At 34.6% G+C, this 17,919-nt stretch carries 16 protein-coding genes; 5 read left to right on the top strand and 11 right to left on the bottom strand.

Features of this window, described 5'->3' with window-relative positions:
• Nucleotides 1-72 precede the first annotated feature (72 nt).
• From CUU64_RS10980 to CUU64_RS10965, 4 genes are all read left to right on the top strand, one after another.
• On the top strand, nucleotides 73-285 hold the full coding sequence (locus CUU64_RS10980; protein WP_101633677.1) for a hypothetical protein: 213 nt from the start codon (nucleotides 73-75) through the stop codon (nucleotides 283-285).
• A gap of 207 nt (nucleotides 286-492) precedes the next feature.
• Entirely contained in the window at nucleotides 493-678 is a 186-nt protein-coding gene (locus CUU64_RS10975; protein WP_101633676.1) for a hypothetical protein, read from the top strand.
• A gap of 23 nt (nucleotides 679-701) precedes the next feature.
• Entirely contained in the window at nucleotides 702-1,073 is a 372-nt protein-coding gene (locus CUU64_RS10970; RefSeq protein WP_101633675.1) for a hypothetical protein, read from the top strand.
• A gap of 93 nt (nucleotides 1,074-1,166) precedes the next feature.
• Nucleotides 1,167-2,732, top strand: coding sequence for a hypothetical protein (locus CUU64_RS10965; protein ID WP_101633674.1), 1,566 nt, complete (start codon nucleotides 1,167-1,169; stop codon nucleotides 2,730-2,732).
• A gap of 879 nt (nucleotides 2,733-3,611) precedes the next feature.
• Here the strand turns inward: CUU64_RS10965 and CUU64_RS10960 are convergent.
• The 3 genes from CUU64_RS10960 to CUU64_RS10950 form a co-directional block, all read right to left on the bottom strand.
• Nucleotides 3,612-5,249: a hypothetical protein gene (locus tag CUU64_RS10960; protein ID WP_101633673.1), complete on the bottom strand. Its 1,638-nt coding sequence runs from the start codon at nucleotides 5,247-5,249 to the stop codon at nucleotides 3,612-3,614.
• 151 nt (nucleotides 5,250-5,400) lie between these two features.
• Nucleotides 5,401-6,498, bottom strand: coding sequence for a hypothetical protein (locus CUU64_RS10955; protein WP_101633672.1), 1,098 nt, complete (start codon nucleotides 6,496-6,498; stop codon nucleotides 5,401-5,403).
• A 219-nt stretch (nucleotides 6,499-6,717) separates the two neighbouring features.
• Complete coding sequence (locus tag CUU64_RS10950) at nucleotides 6,718-7,107, bottom strand: hypothetical protein (protein ID WP_101633671.1); 390 nt, start codon at nucleotides 7,105-7,107, stop codon at nucleotides 6,718-6,720.
• Between the two features lie 287 nt (nucleotides 7,108-7,394).
• On the opposite strand from CUU64_RS10950, the gene CUU64_RS10945 reads away from it, so the two are divergent.
• On the top strand, nucleotides 7,395-8,012 hold the full coding sequence (locus CUU64_RS10945; protein WP_101633670.1) for a hypothetical protein: 618 nt from the start codon (nucleotides 7,395-7,397) through the stop codon (nucleotides 8,010-8,012).
• Between the two features lie 39 nt (nucleotides 8,013-8,051).
• Here the strand turns inward: CUU64_RS10945 and CUU64_RS10940 are convergent, their stop codons facing one another.
• From CUU64_RS10940 to CUU64_RS10905, 8 genes are all read right to left on the bottom strand, one after another.
• On the bottom strand, nucleotides 8,052-9,305 hold the full coding sequence (locus CUU64_RS10940) for a restriction endonuclease subunit S (protein WP_101633669.1): 1,254 nt from the start codon (nucleotides 9,303-9,305) through the stop codon (nucleotides 8,052-8,054).
• The gene (locus CUU64_RS10935; RefSeq protein ID WP_101633668.1) at nucleotides 9,305-10,861 is read right to left on the bottom strand and encodes a type I restriction-modification system subunit M; all 1,557 of its coding nucleotides are present in this window, start codon (nucleotides 10,859-10,861) and stop codon (nucleotides 9,305-9,307) included. The genes CUU64_RS10940 and CUU64_RS10935 overlap by 1 nt, the downstream gene beginning before the upstream one ends.
• A complete protein-coding gene (locus CUU64_RS10930) occupies nucleotides 10,854-11,036 on the bottom strand; it encodes a hypothetical protein (protein WP_101633667.1) in 183 nt (60 codons plus the stop codon). The genes CUU64_RS10935 and CUU64_RS10930 overlap by 8 nt, the downstream gene beginning before the upstream one ends.
• Nucleotides 11,033-11,626, bottom strand: coding sequence for a restriction endonuclease subunit S (locus CUU64_RS10925; RefSeq protein WP_101633666.1), 594 nt, complete (start codon nucleotides 11,624-11,626; stop codon nucleotides 11,033-11,035). The genes CUU64_RS10930 and CUU64_RS10925 overlap by 4 nt, the downstream gene beginning before the upstream one ends.
• A gap of 177 nt (nucleotides 11,627-11,803) precedes the next feature.
• The gene (locus CUU64_RS10920) at nucleotides 11,804-14,551 is read right to left on the bottom strand and encodes a type I restriction endonuclease subunit R (RefSeq protein WP_101633665.1); all 2,748 of its coding nucleotides are present in this window, start codon (nucleotides 14,549-14,551) and stop codon (nucleotides 11,804-11,806) included.
• Nucleotides 14,552-14,687: 136 nt separating this feature from the next.
• A complete protein-coding gene (locus tag CUU64_RS10915; RefSeq protein WP_101633664.1) occupies nucleotides 14,688-15,986 on the bottom strand; it encodes a restriction endonuclease subunit S in 1,299 nt (432 codons plus the stop codon).
• Complete coding sequence (locus CUU64_RS10910) at nucleotides 15,979-17,430, bottom strand: N-6 DNA methylase (protein ID WP_101633663.1); 1,452 nt, start codon at nucleotides 17,428-17,430, stop codon at nucleotides 15,979-15,981. The genes CUU64_RS10915 and CUU64_RS10910 overlap by 8 nt, the downstream gene beginning before the upstream one ends.
• Nucleotides 17,423-17,707, bottom strand: coding sequence for a hypothetical protein (locus tag CUU64_RS10905; RefSeq protein WP_101633662.1), 285 nt, complete (start codon nucleotides 17,705-17,707; stop codon nucleotides 17,423-17,425). Before CUU64_RS10905 ends, CUU64_RS10910 begins: the two co-directional genes overlap by 8 nt.
• Nucleotides 17,708-17,919: the final 212 nt, after the last annotated feature.

The following is a 17,919-nucleotide window of genomic DNA, read 5'->3' as shown; positions in this document are numbered from 1 at the left end:
TAACTGGGGAAGTTATTGAATTATAATCAAAATATGGTGATATTTAGAAATTTATTTAAGGGAGGACAGCTCATGGACTTCAACAAACTAATGCTTTACGCCAACATACTAGGTATCTGTTTTTCTGTGGCTCTAACATATATAATTGTTGTTAACATTCTCGTTGGACTCCCTGTTCAGCCTGTCGCTATTGCTATGCTTGCAATCGGATATGTTGTCATGATTAAGAGAAATACACTTTTTCAAGAACTTTGGAATAGATGGTTCTCCGGCAGAGGAAAATAAAACTTTTATAAAGACATTTTATATTTTCCTTTAAGTGATATGTTATTTAATTTAACCATTCATAAAATCGTAGTTTACTTGTAATTTAAATAAATTTAAATCGAAATAAGGGAAAACCCCATTATTGAGTTTAAACGCACATACTATTGCGTTTAATCCTCATTATGGGGTTTTTATTTTTGCTTAAATTTTACTGGAGGAATCTATGTGATATTAAATAAAAACGATTATGAAGCGCTTTACGAAGAGTTAAAGCTTGTTAATGAGGAGAATTATCAAGGAAAGTTTTTTGTAACTAGATTCGAGGATTTAGAACAACAAGCTATGCAATTTTTGATAGAAGAGAATTACATTGATGACAGAACGAAGATAATGATCAAAATGTTTCCTTAAATATTTCTTGGAAAGGAGAAGGATTGTACTGCTTTTCTGGACTTGGATTTATCAATGAGTATTCACTTAATCATATTGTTGATCTTTTCGAAGCTGAAACCGAGGTAAGCCACAAAATTTATTTAGGTGACCATAATGAAATTGAAAAGGCAAAAAACAATTTCACAAATGTACATGTGGTATGGAATATAGATGTTGTTACCAAAACCTATTCACTTGAAGAAATCATTGAAAGTGAAAAACCCACCGATACTTCAGTAATCCTTCGTGAGCTTTGTAAACATAAAGGAAATAGACAATGGCGAAATCACGAAATAGAAATTATTAAGGATATGAATAATGAGACTTTTTACGAATTTTTGAAGCAGTATAACAAGCTATTGCTAATGTCTTAGCAATTTCAAATAAAGCAAGGAAAATATAAAGGCACCTTTTCTTCTTGGAGAAAGTGCTTTTTTCCTTTAGAAAAACTAACAGGAGAAAAGAAAATGAAAATATACTATTATTTATCGAAATCCAAAAAACGCCGTGTTCAATTAGAAAGCAAGGATATCCATGCGCTGCTTTTCTTGAACGAACAGAGTATCTTATCGCAACCTCAATTCCATGAGTTTTACTCTCTGTTAAAGCATATAAGTGAAGCTGCTTTCCGAAGAAAAATGAGTCGTTGGAACAATGCAAATATCATAAACAAAAGAAAAGTAAAAATGAAAAACGGATATGAGATGGGAATTATTGAATTGACCAATGCTGGTCAATCCATTCTAAAAAAGCTGGGTTACTTAAAAGAGAATGAAAAACTCAAATACCATGCAACAAGCAATTTAGACCATACTCTTGCCATTAAACAATGTGTCATCGAATTCTTAAAAAATGTCAGTCATATAGATCCGTTCTATATAGCTGATGGAGGCAAATATATCATTCCGTTTGGAGAAGAAGATAAAAATGATGAACTAGAGCAACCTATAATAATCTTTAAGAAGCAAAACTTCGGCAATGATTTTATTCCTCCTTTAAAATCGTTAGCTAAGTACAGTCCAGATTTTATTGAGAAGTACAAAAAATCAGGGGTAGTTCAATCATTTGTGCCGCAGGACTTCATTCATATTAAAGAGCAGCTTGGCGATAAAACGGGATTAACTCCAGATTGGATTTTTAAAGTGAAGGACACATTCATCTATGTTGAAGTGGATAGTGGTAGCGAAAAAATCAAAACGAAGCGGGACCATGCCAATACCATCATTGAAAAACACGATGTTAAATCTATCGAGGGCAAATTATATCGTTATCAAGAGTTGGCTAAAAATGATACCGAGCATAAACATAAAGTTATCTTTACTTTAATGGATGATAGTGATGGTTTCATAACTACAAATATCCATTCCAATAAAGACACGCGCATTGCTAACTTAAAACATGAAATCGCCCACATGGATGACTACAAAGATTGGGGAATAGATGTCTACGTTACTGGAATGAAAAGATTTTTCCCCATAACAGAAGGAATCTATTTGGAACTATTCGATGATGAAGAATCGGACATCACCAACAAATACAGAGACACCTTTATCGCTTTAATTAAGGCTGGATTGAAACCCAATTGGAGAAACACTAAGTATGCCCTTGTTCATGATTATAAAGCCCACAATATTTCAGTAAACGGTTTAAACTATATACCACACTTTGTTTATAAGTTTCATCAAGAAGAGGGAAATAAGTATGAACAATACTTTATCCCTGTATTTATTAGAGCAGGAAATGTGAAAGATATGGAAATCTTAGCATATTACACAGTCCCTATCGAAAGACGTGTATTCAAATACAACGCAAAGATCTTGGCGATATACGAAACGGAAGAACAACTATTTAATGATGTTCTTCGGAAAACAAGGAAAGTAACCTCCAATAAGATATCGAAAGAAAAAGTTGATAATAACGGAATGGATACGGACAATATCGTTTTTGTTGCTTTAGATGAAATATCCGAAGGTGAACTTCGCATGTACAATTTTTATAAAAAAGTTATTGATAAAAGTCAAATATTCCTATGAACATTGTTACCGGCTTATAAAAATACCCCCGTAGCAGCGGGGGTTTCGTGAGTAATTGCAGTTCTCTACTTTGGTATACTCAACTTGGAGTTCTCCATTTAAGTGTTCTCTAAAAAGCCTTATTCTAAAGCTCTTGACACTGTTTTGCTGAAAAGTGTTCCATTTCAGTGTACTCGACTTAAAAAGTCTCCTTTTTGGTGTACTCTTTAACCTTAAAAAGCCTTATTCTAAAGCTCTTTACACTTTTTTGCTGAAAAGTGTTCCATTTCGGTGTACTCGACTTAAAAAAGTTCTCCTTGTACGTGTCCTCTTTAACTTTTAAAAGTCTTATTCTAAAGCTCTTCACACTTTTTTGCTGAAAAGTGTTCCATTTCGATGTACTCGACTTAAAAAGTTCTCCTTTTTGGTGTACTCTCTTTGTGACACAAACATTGTACTAGTTTTATTGCATAACTGATGTTTACATAACCAATTAATAAAAGAGTGCGATAATATCTATTTTGGCACTCAGTTCTAAGGTAAAGTTTAACTAAAATTCATTATCAAGTGAATTATTATCCTTAACCCTGTAAATAACATTTTCCCCACTTCCAATAGGGTTTGCTAGGTATTTTATTTTTTGAAAAAAATATCAAAGGATTAACCCACACTCTTTAATAAGTTGTTTTTTAATTTCTTTAAATGATAGTTAAAATTTTCAATTGCTCTCTCTGTACGGTAACAGCCATTAATTAAGGACAAAAAAATAATCCCGTCTCATAATTGGAAGAGGGAGTTAGTTCAATTTATTCAACAAAAAAACACACACTATTCAAAAAAATAAATATAGGGCTAACAAGAGTAAACCTATAAAAACCATAACACTTTAGCAACTCATGACTACTTTAATCTAGTAGTTGGCCATGTAAAATTATTTTTATAATATGCTAGTTTTAGTTTAGCAAGATCATACTCCCATTCCCCGATTGCATAACTGAATTTCTTCTCTCCATTCTTTTGTCCTTTTCTCAGTTTTACGTTTTGAGCAATGGTGTATGCTACTTTTTTTAATCCTAGTTGCCTCACTGCAATTTCTAGTATTTTCCACCTTTTTTCTTTTGTTGATCCTGTAATTTGATACCCTAATTTCTTTAACTCACTTTCTTCATTGAAAGAAATGATTTCTTCTATCTTTTCCCCCTTCAGTTCGGTGCTTGGCCATACAAACACATTTTGATTTAAATCAGTTTTAGTTAAAGTTTTTTCTATTTTGTCTTCTCCTTGATATGCACGAATATCTACCCATTTTTCACCAACCTTCTTTCTTAGTTCTTCAATAAGTCCCGGTGTAATATAGGCTTTACCTTGCTTTTGATCAGATAAAGCTTGAATAAGAACATAACCTTGTTCTTTTTTTAGATAGACATCTTTAAAAACGGCTAAATAAATCCATTCAGGCTGAAGCATTTTTCGTGTATCTGGAAGAATTCGTTCGTTACTATTTAATTTTGTAAGATACCAAATTTTTCTGAGGTTGTCACTATTATTGGAATTATTAATAGACTTTTTGTCAGATCCTTTAACTACCGATTTTACTCCCAGTTTGCGAATCCTCTTATTCAAAGATTTATACAATTTATCTATTTCTATTGAATCAAGGAATGTAACCTTTTCTTTTGCTTTTTGTATATTGTCATTATCACTCTTATTTATTTTCCCCTTACTAAATACTTCTGCAATAATGTTATACAATCTGATGTCAGGGTCAGGTTCCTTTAGATATAGAGAAGCTGTTTTCAACTTATGTAATAACTTTTTATCTTTGCTTAAATAAAAACTTAACCATATTAGTCGAATAAAGTCTTTTTTATCAATCGTTGAGTCAAAAGCTGACCATCTATCTATAACTTTATCTAAATATCTCATAAGAATCTCATTTAAGTTGAAAACAAAGTAGATTCGAGCTAAATTAGTTACAAGTTGAGGAACACCTGAATCTAATATTTTTTCATTCAATAAGTTCTCATTCTTCCGTAGGAAATTAGTCAATTCATGAGATTGAATATATCGTTTTATAAAAGATAATACGGCATTGTAAGTATGATTCATTTCATTTGGATTAGATGGATTATATAGAAACATGTCCAAAAAGTAGTGTTTAATAAGTCCTATTCTTGTTTCATCTAACAAGCTGCTTTCATAATTATTTAGCTTCTCTATTTCGACGTAGCTGTTCACAAAAGATTGATGGTTCCTATGATAGTCTAATTGGCATAGAAGCCCACTTATTTCTTCAGACGGATTAGATGTATTAACAATATTCCCACCAGCCACTACTACTTTTTGAGCTTTTTCTTCCATTTCCAATAAACTATTAGATAGTAACTCAATTTGATTCCGAGACTCTAATAACTGTGTTTTCAGACTAGCATTCTCTTCCAACAACCCTTTTATTCTTTGTTCATATTCAATTGCTAATTTATTTATCTGGGTGTTTAAACTGTGCAGAATACTATCTTTTGAAATTGAAGTGGTCATGCAGCTTCCCCTTTACCCTTTACTTGATATATTACTCTTGTGAATGCTATGTTTTAAAAAACGATATACCAGAAACTAATAGTGCAACAAAATATATTTATTCCAGCTATCTACTAGTTCAAAAGATATGTATATTAAATGTACGATAAATTTAGTTACTTTGCTTTTTCCTCTTTGGAGTTTCTACTCTTCTTACAGCCATTTCCTCAATTTTACTAGCAATTTTCCCTATATAATCTATAGAAATGCCGGCGGCGATATTCTGCCCAGTTAGATATGATGACAAATATGATATGCTGCTACCTTGTAAACCTAATCTTTGAGTAACTATGTAAGCAACTGCTTCAGCTTCTATTTCTACAGACTGATGATCTAAATTTTGACGACTTGGCCACCATCGATCATGATCCGACCCTAAATGTCCTAAAAAGATATGAGCTAACTCATGGCATAGCACACCAAATCTACTAGGTTCATCCAGTTTATTATGAATTGATATTCTCATTTTATTTGAAAGATTTTCCCTATCCAATGTTGCAAACCCAGCACTTGTACTACTATGCTTTTTAAAATCTATCCTAATTAAATATTTATTTGCATTTTGTATAAGATTAGTTAATAATGAAGGTCGCCACTCTCCCTCAAAATGGGCAAAATCTGTTAACTCCTTTGGTAATTCTTTTCCCTCTGTTTCATCAAGATCGTAAACCAGCATAACTGGATGCATGGGCGCTAAAATTAGCATTGGTTTAGCATCCTCTTTAAGATTTCTCTCAAAACGATTAAGCCAATCATATTGTGTGGCATAGAAGGTACAGTGTGGATTTTGGATTTTAACCAACATATTATTATACGGGGAATATCGACGAAACTTTCCCATGAACTCAATCATTTCTAAAAATTCAGTCGACTTTCTATACCGTTGACCTTCCCCTAGCAAATTATCCAACGTTGATTTAAGGTTCTTTTTGTCGTTATGCTGGCCACCAAGAGCGCAAATGAAGCTGTTTTCACTTTCCGTGTCTATTAAATCTATAAAATAGCTTTTTTCAATTTTAGTAAGAGTTTTGCTCTTTATAAGATCGTTAATTATTTTACGGACATCCCATCTTACTTTCCAACCAAAAAACAATTCTATTTCATCTAGCAACTCCGCTCCTGATGGTTGACGATTATTTCTAATCATTTCCAACAAGTAAATCTTAACATCTTTTTTATACTGCTCAGCGTTTGATTCCAGTAGAATCAACTCCCTTTTAAAGACGTACTTTTTAACCCTTGTACCTTTGCTTTGAACTCTTAATAGTAACAGACCTGTTCTTTTCTCAAAGGAATAAGATTTGTCATAATATTTCTTTGCATTTTTACCTCACAGCGAGGAATGTTCTTTTTGATTAAAAATAGTTTAATAAAACCTTCTTAGAACAGTCTAACTTCCACTTACATTTTGATCGCCACGAAAATCTCATTAGCACCAATCAATAATGACTTGTATCATATTCTGATTTGTTTTTTCTCCAATCATTTCTTTAGGTACATATATACTTGTAATCGGACAATCATAACCACTAATGTCAAAACGAACTGTTTTTGTGTGTTCACTAACTTTATGTACATTTTGAATAATGGATTCATTTTTTAAATCAGGAAACTTCTTAAAAATAGCAGAAGTATTCATATTTTCTGGTAGAAATTCACCACGGAAACGAATACTTACATCAATGGTTGAGGGAACTGGATCTGGTACGCGCCATTTTTGAATATACAAAGAGGATGGTACCCCCCGTTTATTTAATTTCCAACAGTAGTAAGATGACTTTTCCTCAGCGTAAATGAACTTTTCTGTATAACTAGGCATACATTTCACTCTCCATACTGCAAAATGCTAATTATGAAATTGTAATATATCTTTATAAGTAAATAATTACCTTTTAAGTAATATCGTCCACTTTTATATTTAATTTAGTAAGACTATTCATTTTGAGTACACTTTGATTGAAAAGAATAAAATCTAATGATTGCACAGTTTCAGTTGTTCAAAGCCCCATTTAGATTCCCTCAAATATCCATTTTGGGATAAAATTAAACCAGTAATTTAACTATCGATAAACCGCGTTATCAATAATTAGAAATGGAGGAAATTGGATGAATGTAGAATTAAAAATTCAGAAAAACAAGCCCCTTTCCACCGAGATGTTGGAGCTGCAGGATGAAGCCAAACAACACTTGGCCAATTCAAAGGCTGAAAACACAAAACGAGCGTATCGAAACGATTGGACCCAATTTTCCGAATGGTGTAAAACAAACGGACTGCAGGATCTCCCGGCTGCCCCGGAAACGCTCGTCTACTACATCACCTTTTTAGGAAAAACATTGAAAGCTTCCTCCATCAAACGAAAAATGACAGCGATCTCGCAGCGTCACGAAACGGCTGGGTACCCTAGTCCAACCAAAACAGCACTTGTCAAAGGAGTATGGGACGGAATTCAACGAAAGATTGGGATTAAAGAGGAAGGAAAAGATGCCCTTTGGCTCGATGACTTACGCCAAGTGATCCAAGCTCTTCCTCAGAATACCTTAAATGGGGTTCGGAACCGATCTTTATTAGTTTTGGGATGGGCCGGAGCGCTAAGACGGAGTGAATTGAAGGCTGAGCATCAAATTATGAAGCAGACGAGGCATAAGCGCAGTGATTCGTTGCAGCGTTATATAAAGAAATCTAATTTGTTTGATGATAATGCTGCATCGGGAATTGGACTTTAATTAAAAAACAAAAAACCGGCTGCTTGCCGGTTTTTTGTTTTAAATGAACATTTGTTGCATGTAACTTTTCTTTTGCTCAGTTAATATAGTTAGTTTTTCTTCTTCCTTTTCTATCTTGTTATCAATACTTGATAGCAAGGATATGATTTTCTTTTGTTCATTTAAAGAAGGAATTTCAACGTTCATTTTTAACAGTTCGGTCTTTGACAAATTATATCTAGTAGACCCTTGTGCTAATATTGTTATGTGTCTTCTATATCCTTCTGAACGCAACATATATGCAAGAAATTCAGGTATAACTTCTTTAGTATTAAGCCTGTAGCCAAAACAGAAACTGTTTAAATAAACGTTCTGTTCTTCTGACTCCCAATAAGAAACCATACCAACTTCTTCAGGAATTTCAGAAGAAGTTGTAAATAATAGGTCACCTTTTAGAACTTGATTTTGCTTCTTACCGTCACTAAGGTCTACTTTTTCTACTCCTGTTGATTTAGCTTTAACATTTGCAAATACATTCATATAGGTAATATATTTGGCTTCACCAACACCAAAGTCCTCACTAGTCTTTCCACTCAATCCTGTATATGTTGTACCTATTGATTTTAGAGGTTTTAGCTTCCACTGTGGATACACTTTTCCATCTTCCTCTTGGAATCGTAGCTTTTGTGAAAATATTTTTTGCATCATACCTTTTTTAAGAAGTTTAAGTTGCTCAATCTTCTCTTTTTGTTTTACTACTTTTCGATCAATAAGAGTAAAAAAGGATGCAATTTTTTCCTGTTCTTTAATTTCGGGGAGAAATACAGTAATTGCTTTAAGACCGCTATGATATAGATGTACTACTGTAGCACCTTGAGCTATTCTAACTAACTCTTTTTTTCTTGCGGAATTCAATTCATAGCTTAAAAAAACACTGTTAACATCTTTTATTGGCCTTATAATATTTAAGTCTCCACCAAGATAAACCTCATCTACCTCTAATGCTGATGCACATGCTATATCTATCGCCGTTTCTCCAGAAGAAGGAATCAATACGTCACCTTTATAACCCATAACTAATTTTGTATCTTTAGATTTAGTTCGACTATGAATCTCCGTTATTACCTCTTTATATTTTGTGTAAAGTTCACCATACAAAACACATGGATGACCATCTTCAGTTAAGTCGGATTTTGATAAAGAACTACCTTTTGAAAAAGTAGCTATATCTTCTAACTTTCGGGGAGACCAATCAGTAGTAAACTCAGGAAAGCGTAGTTTGGGTATACTACTACTTTTTTCAGCAATAATCATTATTTTACTCCTAATTCATCAAAGTATAGTGAAAGTTGTTGATCAATTGTTTCGATTTCTGAATCAATCTCTTTTAATCTTGACTGAACAGAAAGAATATCGACAGGTTCTTCTTCTTCAAAAGTATCCACATATCGTGGAATGTTTAAATTATAATCATTTTCTTTAATCTCATCTATGGTTGCTGCATAAGAGTACTTTTCAACAGTTTCACGCATGATATACGTTTCAACAATTCTTTCAACATCTTCATTACGCAACAAATTTTGATTCTTTCCTTTTTCAAAGTAAGCTGAAGCATCAATAAATATTACATTATCAGAGACTTCTCTGCATTTTTTAAAGACTAAAATACAAGTAGGGATTGATGTGCCAAAAAAGATGTTAGCCGGCAACCCGATGACTGCATCCAGATAATTCTTTTCTTCAATTAAATATTTACGAATCGCTCCTTCAGCTGCCCCCCTAAAAAGTACCCCATGAGGTAATACAACAGCCATTGTTCCATTATCGTCTAACTGATGAATCATATGTTGAATAAATGCATAGTCTGCCTTGGATTTAGGAGCAAGTTTTCCGTAAGCGCTGAAACGTTCCTCATTTAAAAACTTAGGATCTGCGCTCCAATTCGCAGAGTAAGGCGGATTTGCAACGACAGCCTCAAAACGCATATTAATATGCTCAGGGTCTTCTAAAGTATCACCAAGTTTAATATCAAAATTTTGGTAAGAAACATCATGTAGAAGCATATTCATTCGTGCTAAATTATAAGTAGTGGCAGTTTGTTCTTGACCATAAAACTTCCGTACTTTAGCTTCTTTGGCTACTCGAAGCAATAATGAACCTGAACCACAAGCTGGGTCATATACAGACTTTAAATCTTTTTTTCCTACAGTTACAATTTTAGCTAATATTTTAGATACCTGTTGAGGCGAATAAAACTCTCCGGCTTTTTTTCCAGCACTTGCAGCAAACTGAGAAATCATGTATTCATAAGCATCGCCAAGGACATCGATATCTACATCATCATGAAGGAATGGAATGTCATTAATGCTAACCATAATTTTCGCAATAAGACGCGAGCGAGATTTTACATCACGGCCTAGCTTTGATGAAGCTAAATCCATATCGTCAAATAAATTTTGGAAATCCTCTTGGCTATCAGCTCCAAGTGTGGATTCTGTAATTGCATTGACAGCTTTCTGTAGCATTTCTGTATCAAATTCACCTTGATCGCCTTTAGTAATTTCACTAATCATGTTAGAGAAAAGATACTTAGGTTTGATAACATAACCGATTTGCTGAATGAGTTCCTCAGATAATGCTTCACGCATTTCAAGATCTTTCCAAGCATCTGTATACGAAATATCATCTTCCTCAAGCAGTTTCGCAACTCGGTCTTCAGTTTTCTCAGACAGATAGCGATAAAAAATTAAGCTGAGAATGTAATTTTTAAACTCATATGCTTCCATCTGGCCTCGAAGCTCATTGGCCATATTCCATAATTTTTTGTGAAGCTCTGCTTGTTGTAATCGTTGCTTTTCTGTACTAGTCATTAAATAGTTTCCCTCCAGTATTCTTTCGTTCCTGAATATTTCGTAAAAATAGCAATGGCATAATTGCCTCTTGATAATTTTTTGTTCCCACTTCATGGCGGAGTTGGTCTGCAATAAAATACAACCTTTTCGCAAATTCTTCGGAAATGAGATTTTTCTCGTACTTCCTAGTCAATTAGGTTCCTCCTTGAGAAAACGTAATAATAAGTAATTTGTTAATTGTTCTTCCAACTGCAATCGTTCATTTGTTAAACGTTTTTTATCGTATGTAAGACGATAAATATTCCCCATTAGTTCTTGCTCCTTTAGAGATGGTAACTTCAGCTGTATGCTTCGGAGCATTTGAATAGAAAGTGCTGACACGATTGACCCTTGAATAGCAATTCGTAATTGTTTATGACAATCCGGATGTTCATTAAAAAACCATTCAAAGTAAAGGGGATTTAAATTTGATTTGGGACTAATAATCACAAAGTTTGATGTGATAATCTTACCCGTATGTTCTGAACGAACTAAAACAGCTTTATGCGCTGTCAAGTTGATCAACACCATTCCTTCCTTCGCAACCGGTAAATCCTCTATCTTTTCCTTCAATACATGAATCTCTTGAAGTTTTTCAGTACGCCCGTGATAACTCAAGCCGAGACTTTCGTTAAATTCTTTCATTGTATAAAGAGGAATACTTTTGGCATCCGGTCCGGGTAAAGTCTGAATGCGTGATAAAATGACTCCTTGCGATACGGTTGCGCAATTTTCAAGAAACAACGCCGCACCTCCTTTGTTGCTATTTTTAAAAATAGCTGTTGAAATTCCTTGTTTTAATAATAATTCAATCGCATAATAAAAGCAAGTTTTATTTTGTTATTTTTAAAAATAACATGATTATTCTTTTAAAAATGAGGTAGCAGAATCTCCCGAATCCTGCTACCTCCAAAAAAACTATTAAGAAAACCGTTTCGTATGCTCCAAAATAAAAGTGAAAATGCGAGGCAACACTTTTTTCTTCTTTAGTAGGGGAAGCTTTATTGTGTCGCTGATTTCCTGATGGTTTATAATTCCACTAAATTCATACTCTTCAATAAACCCTTGAAGTTTATCTTTAGGAACACCAACTTCTTCAGCAAATGACTCCATTTCCCTCATTCGTTCCTGTTGTTCGAAGTCATTAAACGTATCATCAACGGAGTCAGCGTTTGTTAGGGTTGGAACCACCTGCGCCAAGAAGTTCTTAATGAGATCCACTTTCAATCGCAATTCCTCGTTATCAGCCCGATTCAATTCAGAGTTGATTTTCCTTACTGCCTCATCACGCTCAGCTTCATCATCAAAATTAATATTGCGAATTAAGTTCATAATATAGCTAACGTTAATTCGATCTGTATGCATTAATTCAATGGAGAAATCCACATCGGCTAAAATGGATTCCTTATTTACAGTCTTTTTCGTCTCATCATAAATTCGTAAATACTTACTCTTATAATCTTGATATGTCTGCTCTTCGATACCTAATTTGTCTGCATTAAATTCAAATTCATTAAAGGTCTGGAGACGAACTAAATATTTCGTTAAATCTCGGAAGGCAATAATGAATTGGTGTTTTTCCTCTTCACGCTCTAATGCATCCACTGAAGCCGGAGTTGCAGCGAGACGTTGGACTTGACCCAAAGCAGTTTTAAAAAGCTTTAGATATTCTTCGTAACTTTGCATCAATACATCATCCACGCCATCAGTCCTTGAAAACAAACGAATAGCCTCATCAGTATTTTCCTTTAGATTACGGAAACAGACAATGTTACCATATGGCTTGGTTGCTTTTTCGACCCTATTAGTACGTGAAAACGCTTGTAGCAAGGTGTGGTACTTCAAGTTCCGATCCACATAGAGAGTATTTAAAGTCTTGCTGTCGAAGCCCGTTAAAAACATATCGACAACAATCAAAATATCAATTTGCGCATTTTTAACCCCTTTAGAAACATGAGCAAAATAGGAGGCGAATTTATCGGTCGTAAAGTTTGTACCGTACATGGCATTATAATCCTTCATGAATCGCTCTAGACTATCACGTGAATGCTCGTCTCGACCTTCGCTTTCTTCATTAGCTCCAAAGGTGAAGATTGCTGCAATTTTTAAATTGTGATCCAACCTTTTAAAAATGTCATAGTATTTGACCAACATAGGAATACTTTGAACCGTAAATAGTGCTGTATAACCCTTGCTTTTTGCCCTGCGGTCATGATGCTCAATAATATTATTAGCAACCAATTCTAGTCGCTCTTCATCCATCAACACTTCATCGGTTAAAATTCCCTGTACTTTTGTTTGGTCTTTCTCATCGAAAATGATATTAACTGTCTTAATATACTCAACTGAGAAACCTAGCACATTCTCATCATGAATTGCGTCTTTAATTAGATATGTGTGTAAGGACTTTTCGAAAATGTCTGCAGTCACACGCCCATCCTGACTTTTATTTTCCTCAAAACGAGGGGTCCCCGTAAATCCAAAATATTGTGCGTGTTTAAAGTGCTTTGAAATTTCTCTATGCATCTTACCAAATTGGCTGCGATGACACTCATCAATGATAAAAATAACTCTTTGATCACGATATTGATCCATAAATTCTTTATACTTTGGATTCTTCACCGCATTTGCCATTTTTTGAACAGTTGTTAATATTAACGGCTTGGTAAGATCCTTTATCTGTTCAACAAGTGTATCGGTTCTATCCGTCTGGTCAACAGATTCGGGTTCAAACTTATTGAATTCCTCCATTGTTTGAGTATCTAAATCCTTCCGGTCTACAAGAAAGAAAACCTTTTTTATATCCGGCACATTGGCTAAAATCTGACTTGCTTTAAAGGAGGTGAGTGTCTTGCCCGATCCAGTCGTATGCCAAATATAACCATTATTTCTAGTTTCTGTAGCCCTTTTAATCAAAGCTTCAACAGCAAAGACCTGATAAGGTCTCATAACCATAAGTCTCTTTTCGGTTTCATTCAGGACCATATAACGTGCGACCATCTTTGCCATATGGCATTTTTCTAAAAAGGTCTCTGTAAATTCATGTAAAGCTGTAATTCTATTATTCTCAGTATCAGACCAATAGAAAGTGTGGCCAAACAGAATTTCCCCATCACTGTTGGCAAAGTACTTTGTGTCCACTCCATTACTAATCACAAACAATTGTAAAAAACGGAATAGTCCTCGGAATGAATGTTTTCTATAGCGTTGTATTTGATTAAATGCTTCCTTGAAATCCAAACCACGACGCTTCAATTCCACCTGTACAATGGGTAAGCCGTTGATAAGTAAGGTGACATCATAGCGATTTTTATACTTACCTTCCATTGTTGTTTGGTGAGTAACTTGGCAATAGTTTTTACACCATTCCCTTGTGTTAAATAACTCTAAATATACCTCTGTTCCATCATCTCGCTGAAAAACCAGCTTATCACGTAGTATCTTCCCTGTATCGAAGATACTTTTTCCGTCAATCATTGTTAATAAACGGCTAAATTCGGTATCGGTTAACGGCTGTCCTTCTAATTTTTTTTCATTAAAACGGTTAAGTTGAATCCTAAAATTCTGAATAAGAGCTACTTCATCATTAATAACTACTTCCTCGTATCCTTGATCAACAAGCTGCTTAATCATATTTTTTTCAAGCTGCGCCTCCGATTGATAACCCACTAATACCCCTCCACATTTTAAATTACTATACCTGACATCTTTTTCTTTTCGAACCCTGAAAACAAATAAGTTATACGGTACACCAAAATGGGACACTGTTAGAGTTAAAAATTGTTCTCCATTTTGGTGTAATCAGTTACATTTTTTTGAGCTGTAAATTAATTTTTTCTACAATTCTTTGTTGTCCTTCCATGTTTGGCAAAGGAAATATTAATTCTTTTATCGAGTTTTGTGATATAAACCTTCCCGTTGACAGATCGGATGAAAGAGCGTTTATCTGTCGTCGCGCCCATCCTGTTTTTAAAAAATACGCCAAATACTCTGGGATGATTAAATTATCATTCACATGAAGAATCATTAAAAGATGATTTGCTAATGCATTTTCAAGTGAGTTCGTAATTAATGCACTTACCCCCAGATTATTAATCCCCTGCCTAACAAGAACAATTGAATTTCGTTCCACTGTCCCACTCTTTGTAGGGATGTTATCAATGTCCAAAAAGACCATTTCCTCTTCTTGGATGTCTATAGAGTTTTCACTCAAGTTTTTTGCAGTTAAATACCTAACAGAATCAGAAGTTGGTACTGTTTTCTTTAGATTTGAAGGAATTGATCGCCCAACCCGAACTTCGTTTACCACAACACCTAACTTTTCCTCATGCTCTGTCCATTTTATTTGATAGTTTAGGCGGTCTATATAAAAACCAGCATCAAACCGGTCATTTGAAATGAGTTCCGAGTAAGGGATTACACTATGTCTCTCATTTAGTTCTTTCTCAGAAAGCAATAGTGGTCGGTAGGCTGCTTCAACAATATCATGGAAACTAAGTTGTTCATTTTTAGTGTTTATTTGATAATCTGCTGTGGATTCAGCGATATAAGCCCTATCGTTCACTGTAAAATTAGATACTGGTATTTCATATTCCTTTATTTGTTTTAAAGAAAGACTTGGTATCGTAGTTCCTGAAGTCATCATTTTCAATTCATTTGTGACTTCTTCAGCTTTTAACATTGAAAATAATGCTTTGGTGTCCACATCACCTTTAGGACTAAGTACAACAAGTGAACTAGACACAATAAATTCCGGGTAATTATCGGGAATCATTGCTACAATTGACCTTTCTGGTCTAATCAAAGATAAAAGTACATCGCCCGGCTTCGCTTTAAGCTTTGCTCTGGCTGGTAATTCACTCCCCTTTACAAAAGTTGGGCTTACCTCACCAGTTTCAACACTAATTGATTTAATTTCTATATATGGGTAAAAAACGTCCCCTTGTATATTAGCGGACCTTAACCTATTAGGATTAATCTCAGCTAATTGTTCAAGAGGGGTTCTCTCGGCATCTGATTGTTGCCCTAGAAGGATAAGGCCATCCACAGTCAGTGTGTTGGATGAAAGGAGTTTTTCGTAAGAATAAGTTAAAAACTCACCCATGCAGCCCTCTCTCCTTCCTGAACAACCGAAATGCCTCTGTTAATTCATCAATCTCTTCGACCGATTCTAATTTACCTAAGAAAACTTCATTTGCGGTTTCATCCCTCGATTGTTTCTTTTTAAGCACTAATACACTCACCTTAGCCATTGTCCAAGGCTTCAAAATATGTGGTGGTAAACTGACTATTGCTTCAATAATCGTGTCATCCTTAATTATGTCTCGTACTTCCTTACTCGCACCAGAAGCAGATAATGTTATTTCTGGAACAATTGCAACAATATAACCACCTTTTCGAGCCAAACGAATCGACTGTTCTAACATTAGATCCGAGACACGAGCGTTACTTGATTTAGATGTTACTCGAAACTTTTCCATATAGGATTTGTTATTTAGAGGCATTCCCAATGGAGGATCCATAATGACTAAATTGTATTGACCAAAGTGTTCCTCCCCCAAAAGCAAGGAATCCCCAGACTCAATTCGAACGTTTTCTATCCCACTGATAATAAAAAGGATTTGAGAAAGTATGCTCACGTCTTTATTTATTTCAAAACCAATACTCTCGACACCGTTAATGGCTTGCTGTGTATACAAGTCAGATAAAATAGTACCAAACCCTGCAGAAACATCTGCCATTTTTCCATCAGCTTTAATGTCCAAAGAAGACACAAAACCTAGAAATACCTTTCGTATATGCTCTGTTGTAATAAAAAGACCTTCACGTCTTCCGGCATTTTCCATTATAGAAGAAATCACTTGTAAAAAAGCCGAACCTAACGATACATGTTTAGGGGATAAGCTCCCAATATCTCTTACAATTTGATTCCGATTTAAATTTGAAACCCTGACAATCCAACCATCATCTCCTACCGGCAAATTGTAATGCTTATAAGCTGCTACACGTAACATCATGTATTTTTGATAATCATCAGCAATCACTATCCATTTTTCTAATCCGTCTGTATCATGTAAATACGCTCTAATGAGTAAAATGTCACCTAAAAACTGCACAGTCTCCCATGGATTATATAGAATCTCGCGAGCTGCATTTGCCACTTTATATATTTGTTGCTCGATTTCCGTTTGATTCTCCAAAAATCTACCATTATCAAATCTTGGCTCCTTTGATAAAGGAAGCGATGTTCCAACATCATACCAATAATAACCCCAGCTATGCGGTTCTTCCTGTATAACAAGCAGTGCATACAAGGCCCCTAATTCCTTTGCTGCCACTAACAATTGTTGTTGAGATTCAAATGACGGCCGTTTCTTTATCTCGGCGACCACTGCTGTCTTCTTTTTACCATCAGAATCTATAACGTAGCCAATTAAATCGACTCGCTTTTTTCGACTCCATACCACATCTATATCTAAAATAGGACAACCCAATTTATTTATATAATCTCCTACTTGCTCGTTAACCAAGGTAAATTCATTAAGCATACAGTTTTTCCTCTATTTCCTTAGATGTGAAATTCTTTAACTTTTGCAAATAAAAATTGCTGTCTTCTTCCTTTTTTCCTAATTCATATGCTTCCTGATTAATGGGCTGGATTTGGATAACTCCATGTGACTTAACACCCGGCATATCAGCAGCCAACGAATAAACATCCAAAATACTACTCCCAGAATCAGTTACTAAAAACCGTGCAACTGCAACCTCTCGACGCAGTCCTACATGACCATAGCGACAAACAGCTCTCCAATATTTGAATCCCATTAATCTTGCCCTCCTTTTATTTTTGTTAGGTGTCGTGTTTTTATAACATCATATTACCCTGAATTTTTTATAAAGTCAAATGTTATTTGTCGTGTTTTTTAAAAATAAAATATACGGAGTCGTGTTAAAAAATCCTCCTTTATTCAAAGGAGGATTTTCAGTACTATAATAACGAATAATCAGTAATTAAATTCTTATAGGAGCGTTTGACA

This window comes from Bacillus sp. V5-8f, from assembly GCF_002863565.1.
In the GTDB taxonomy this organism is placed as follows: Bacteria; Bacillota; Bacilli; order Bacillales; family DSM-1321; genus Peribacillus.
The sequence above is the reverse complement of the archived record's forward strand: the minus strand, read 5'-3'. Positions and strand labels throughout refer to the sequence as shown.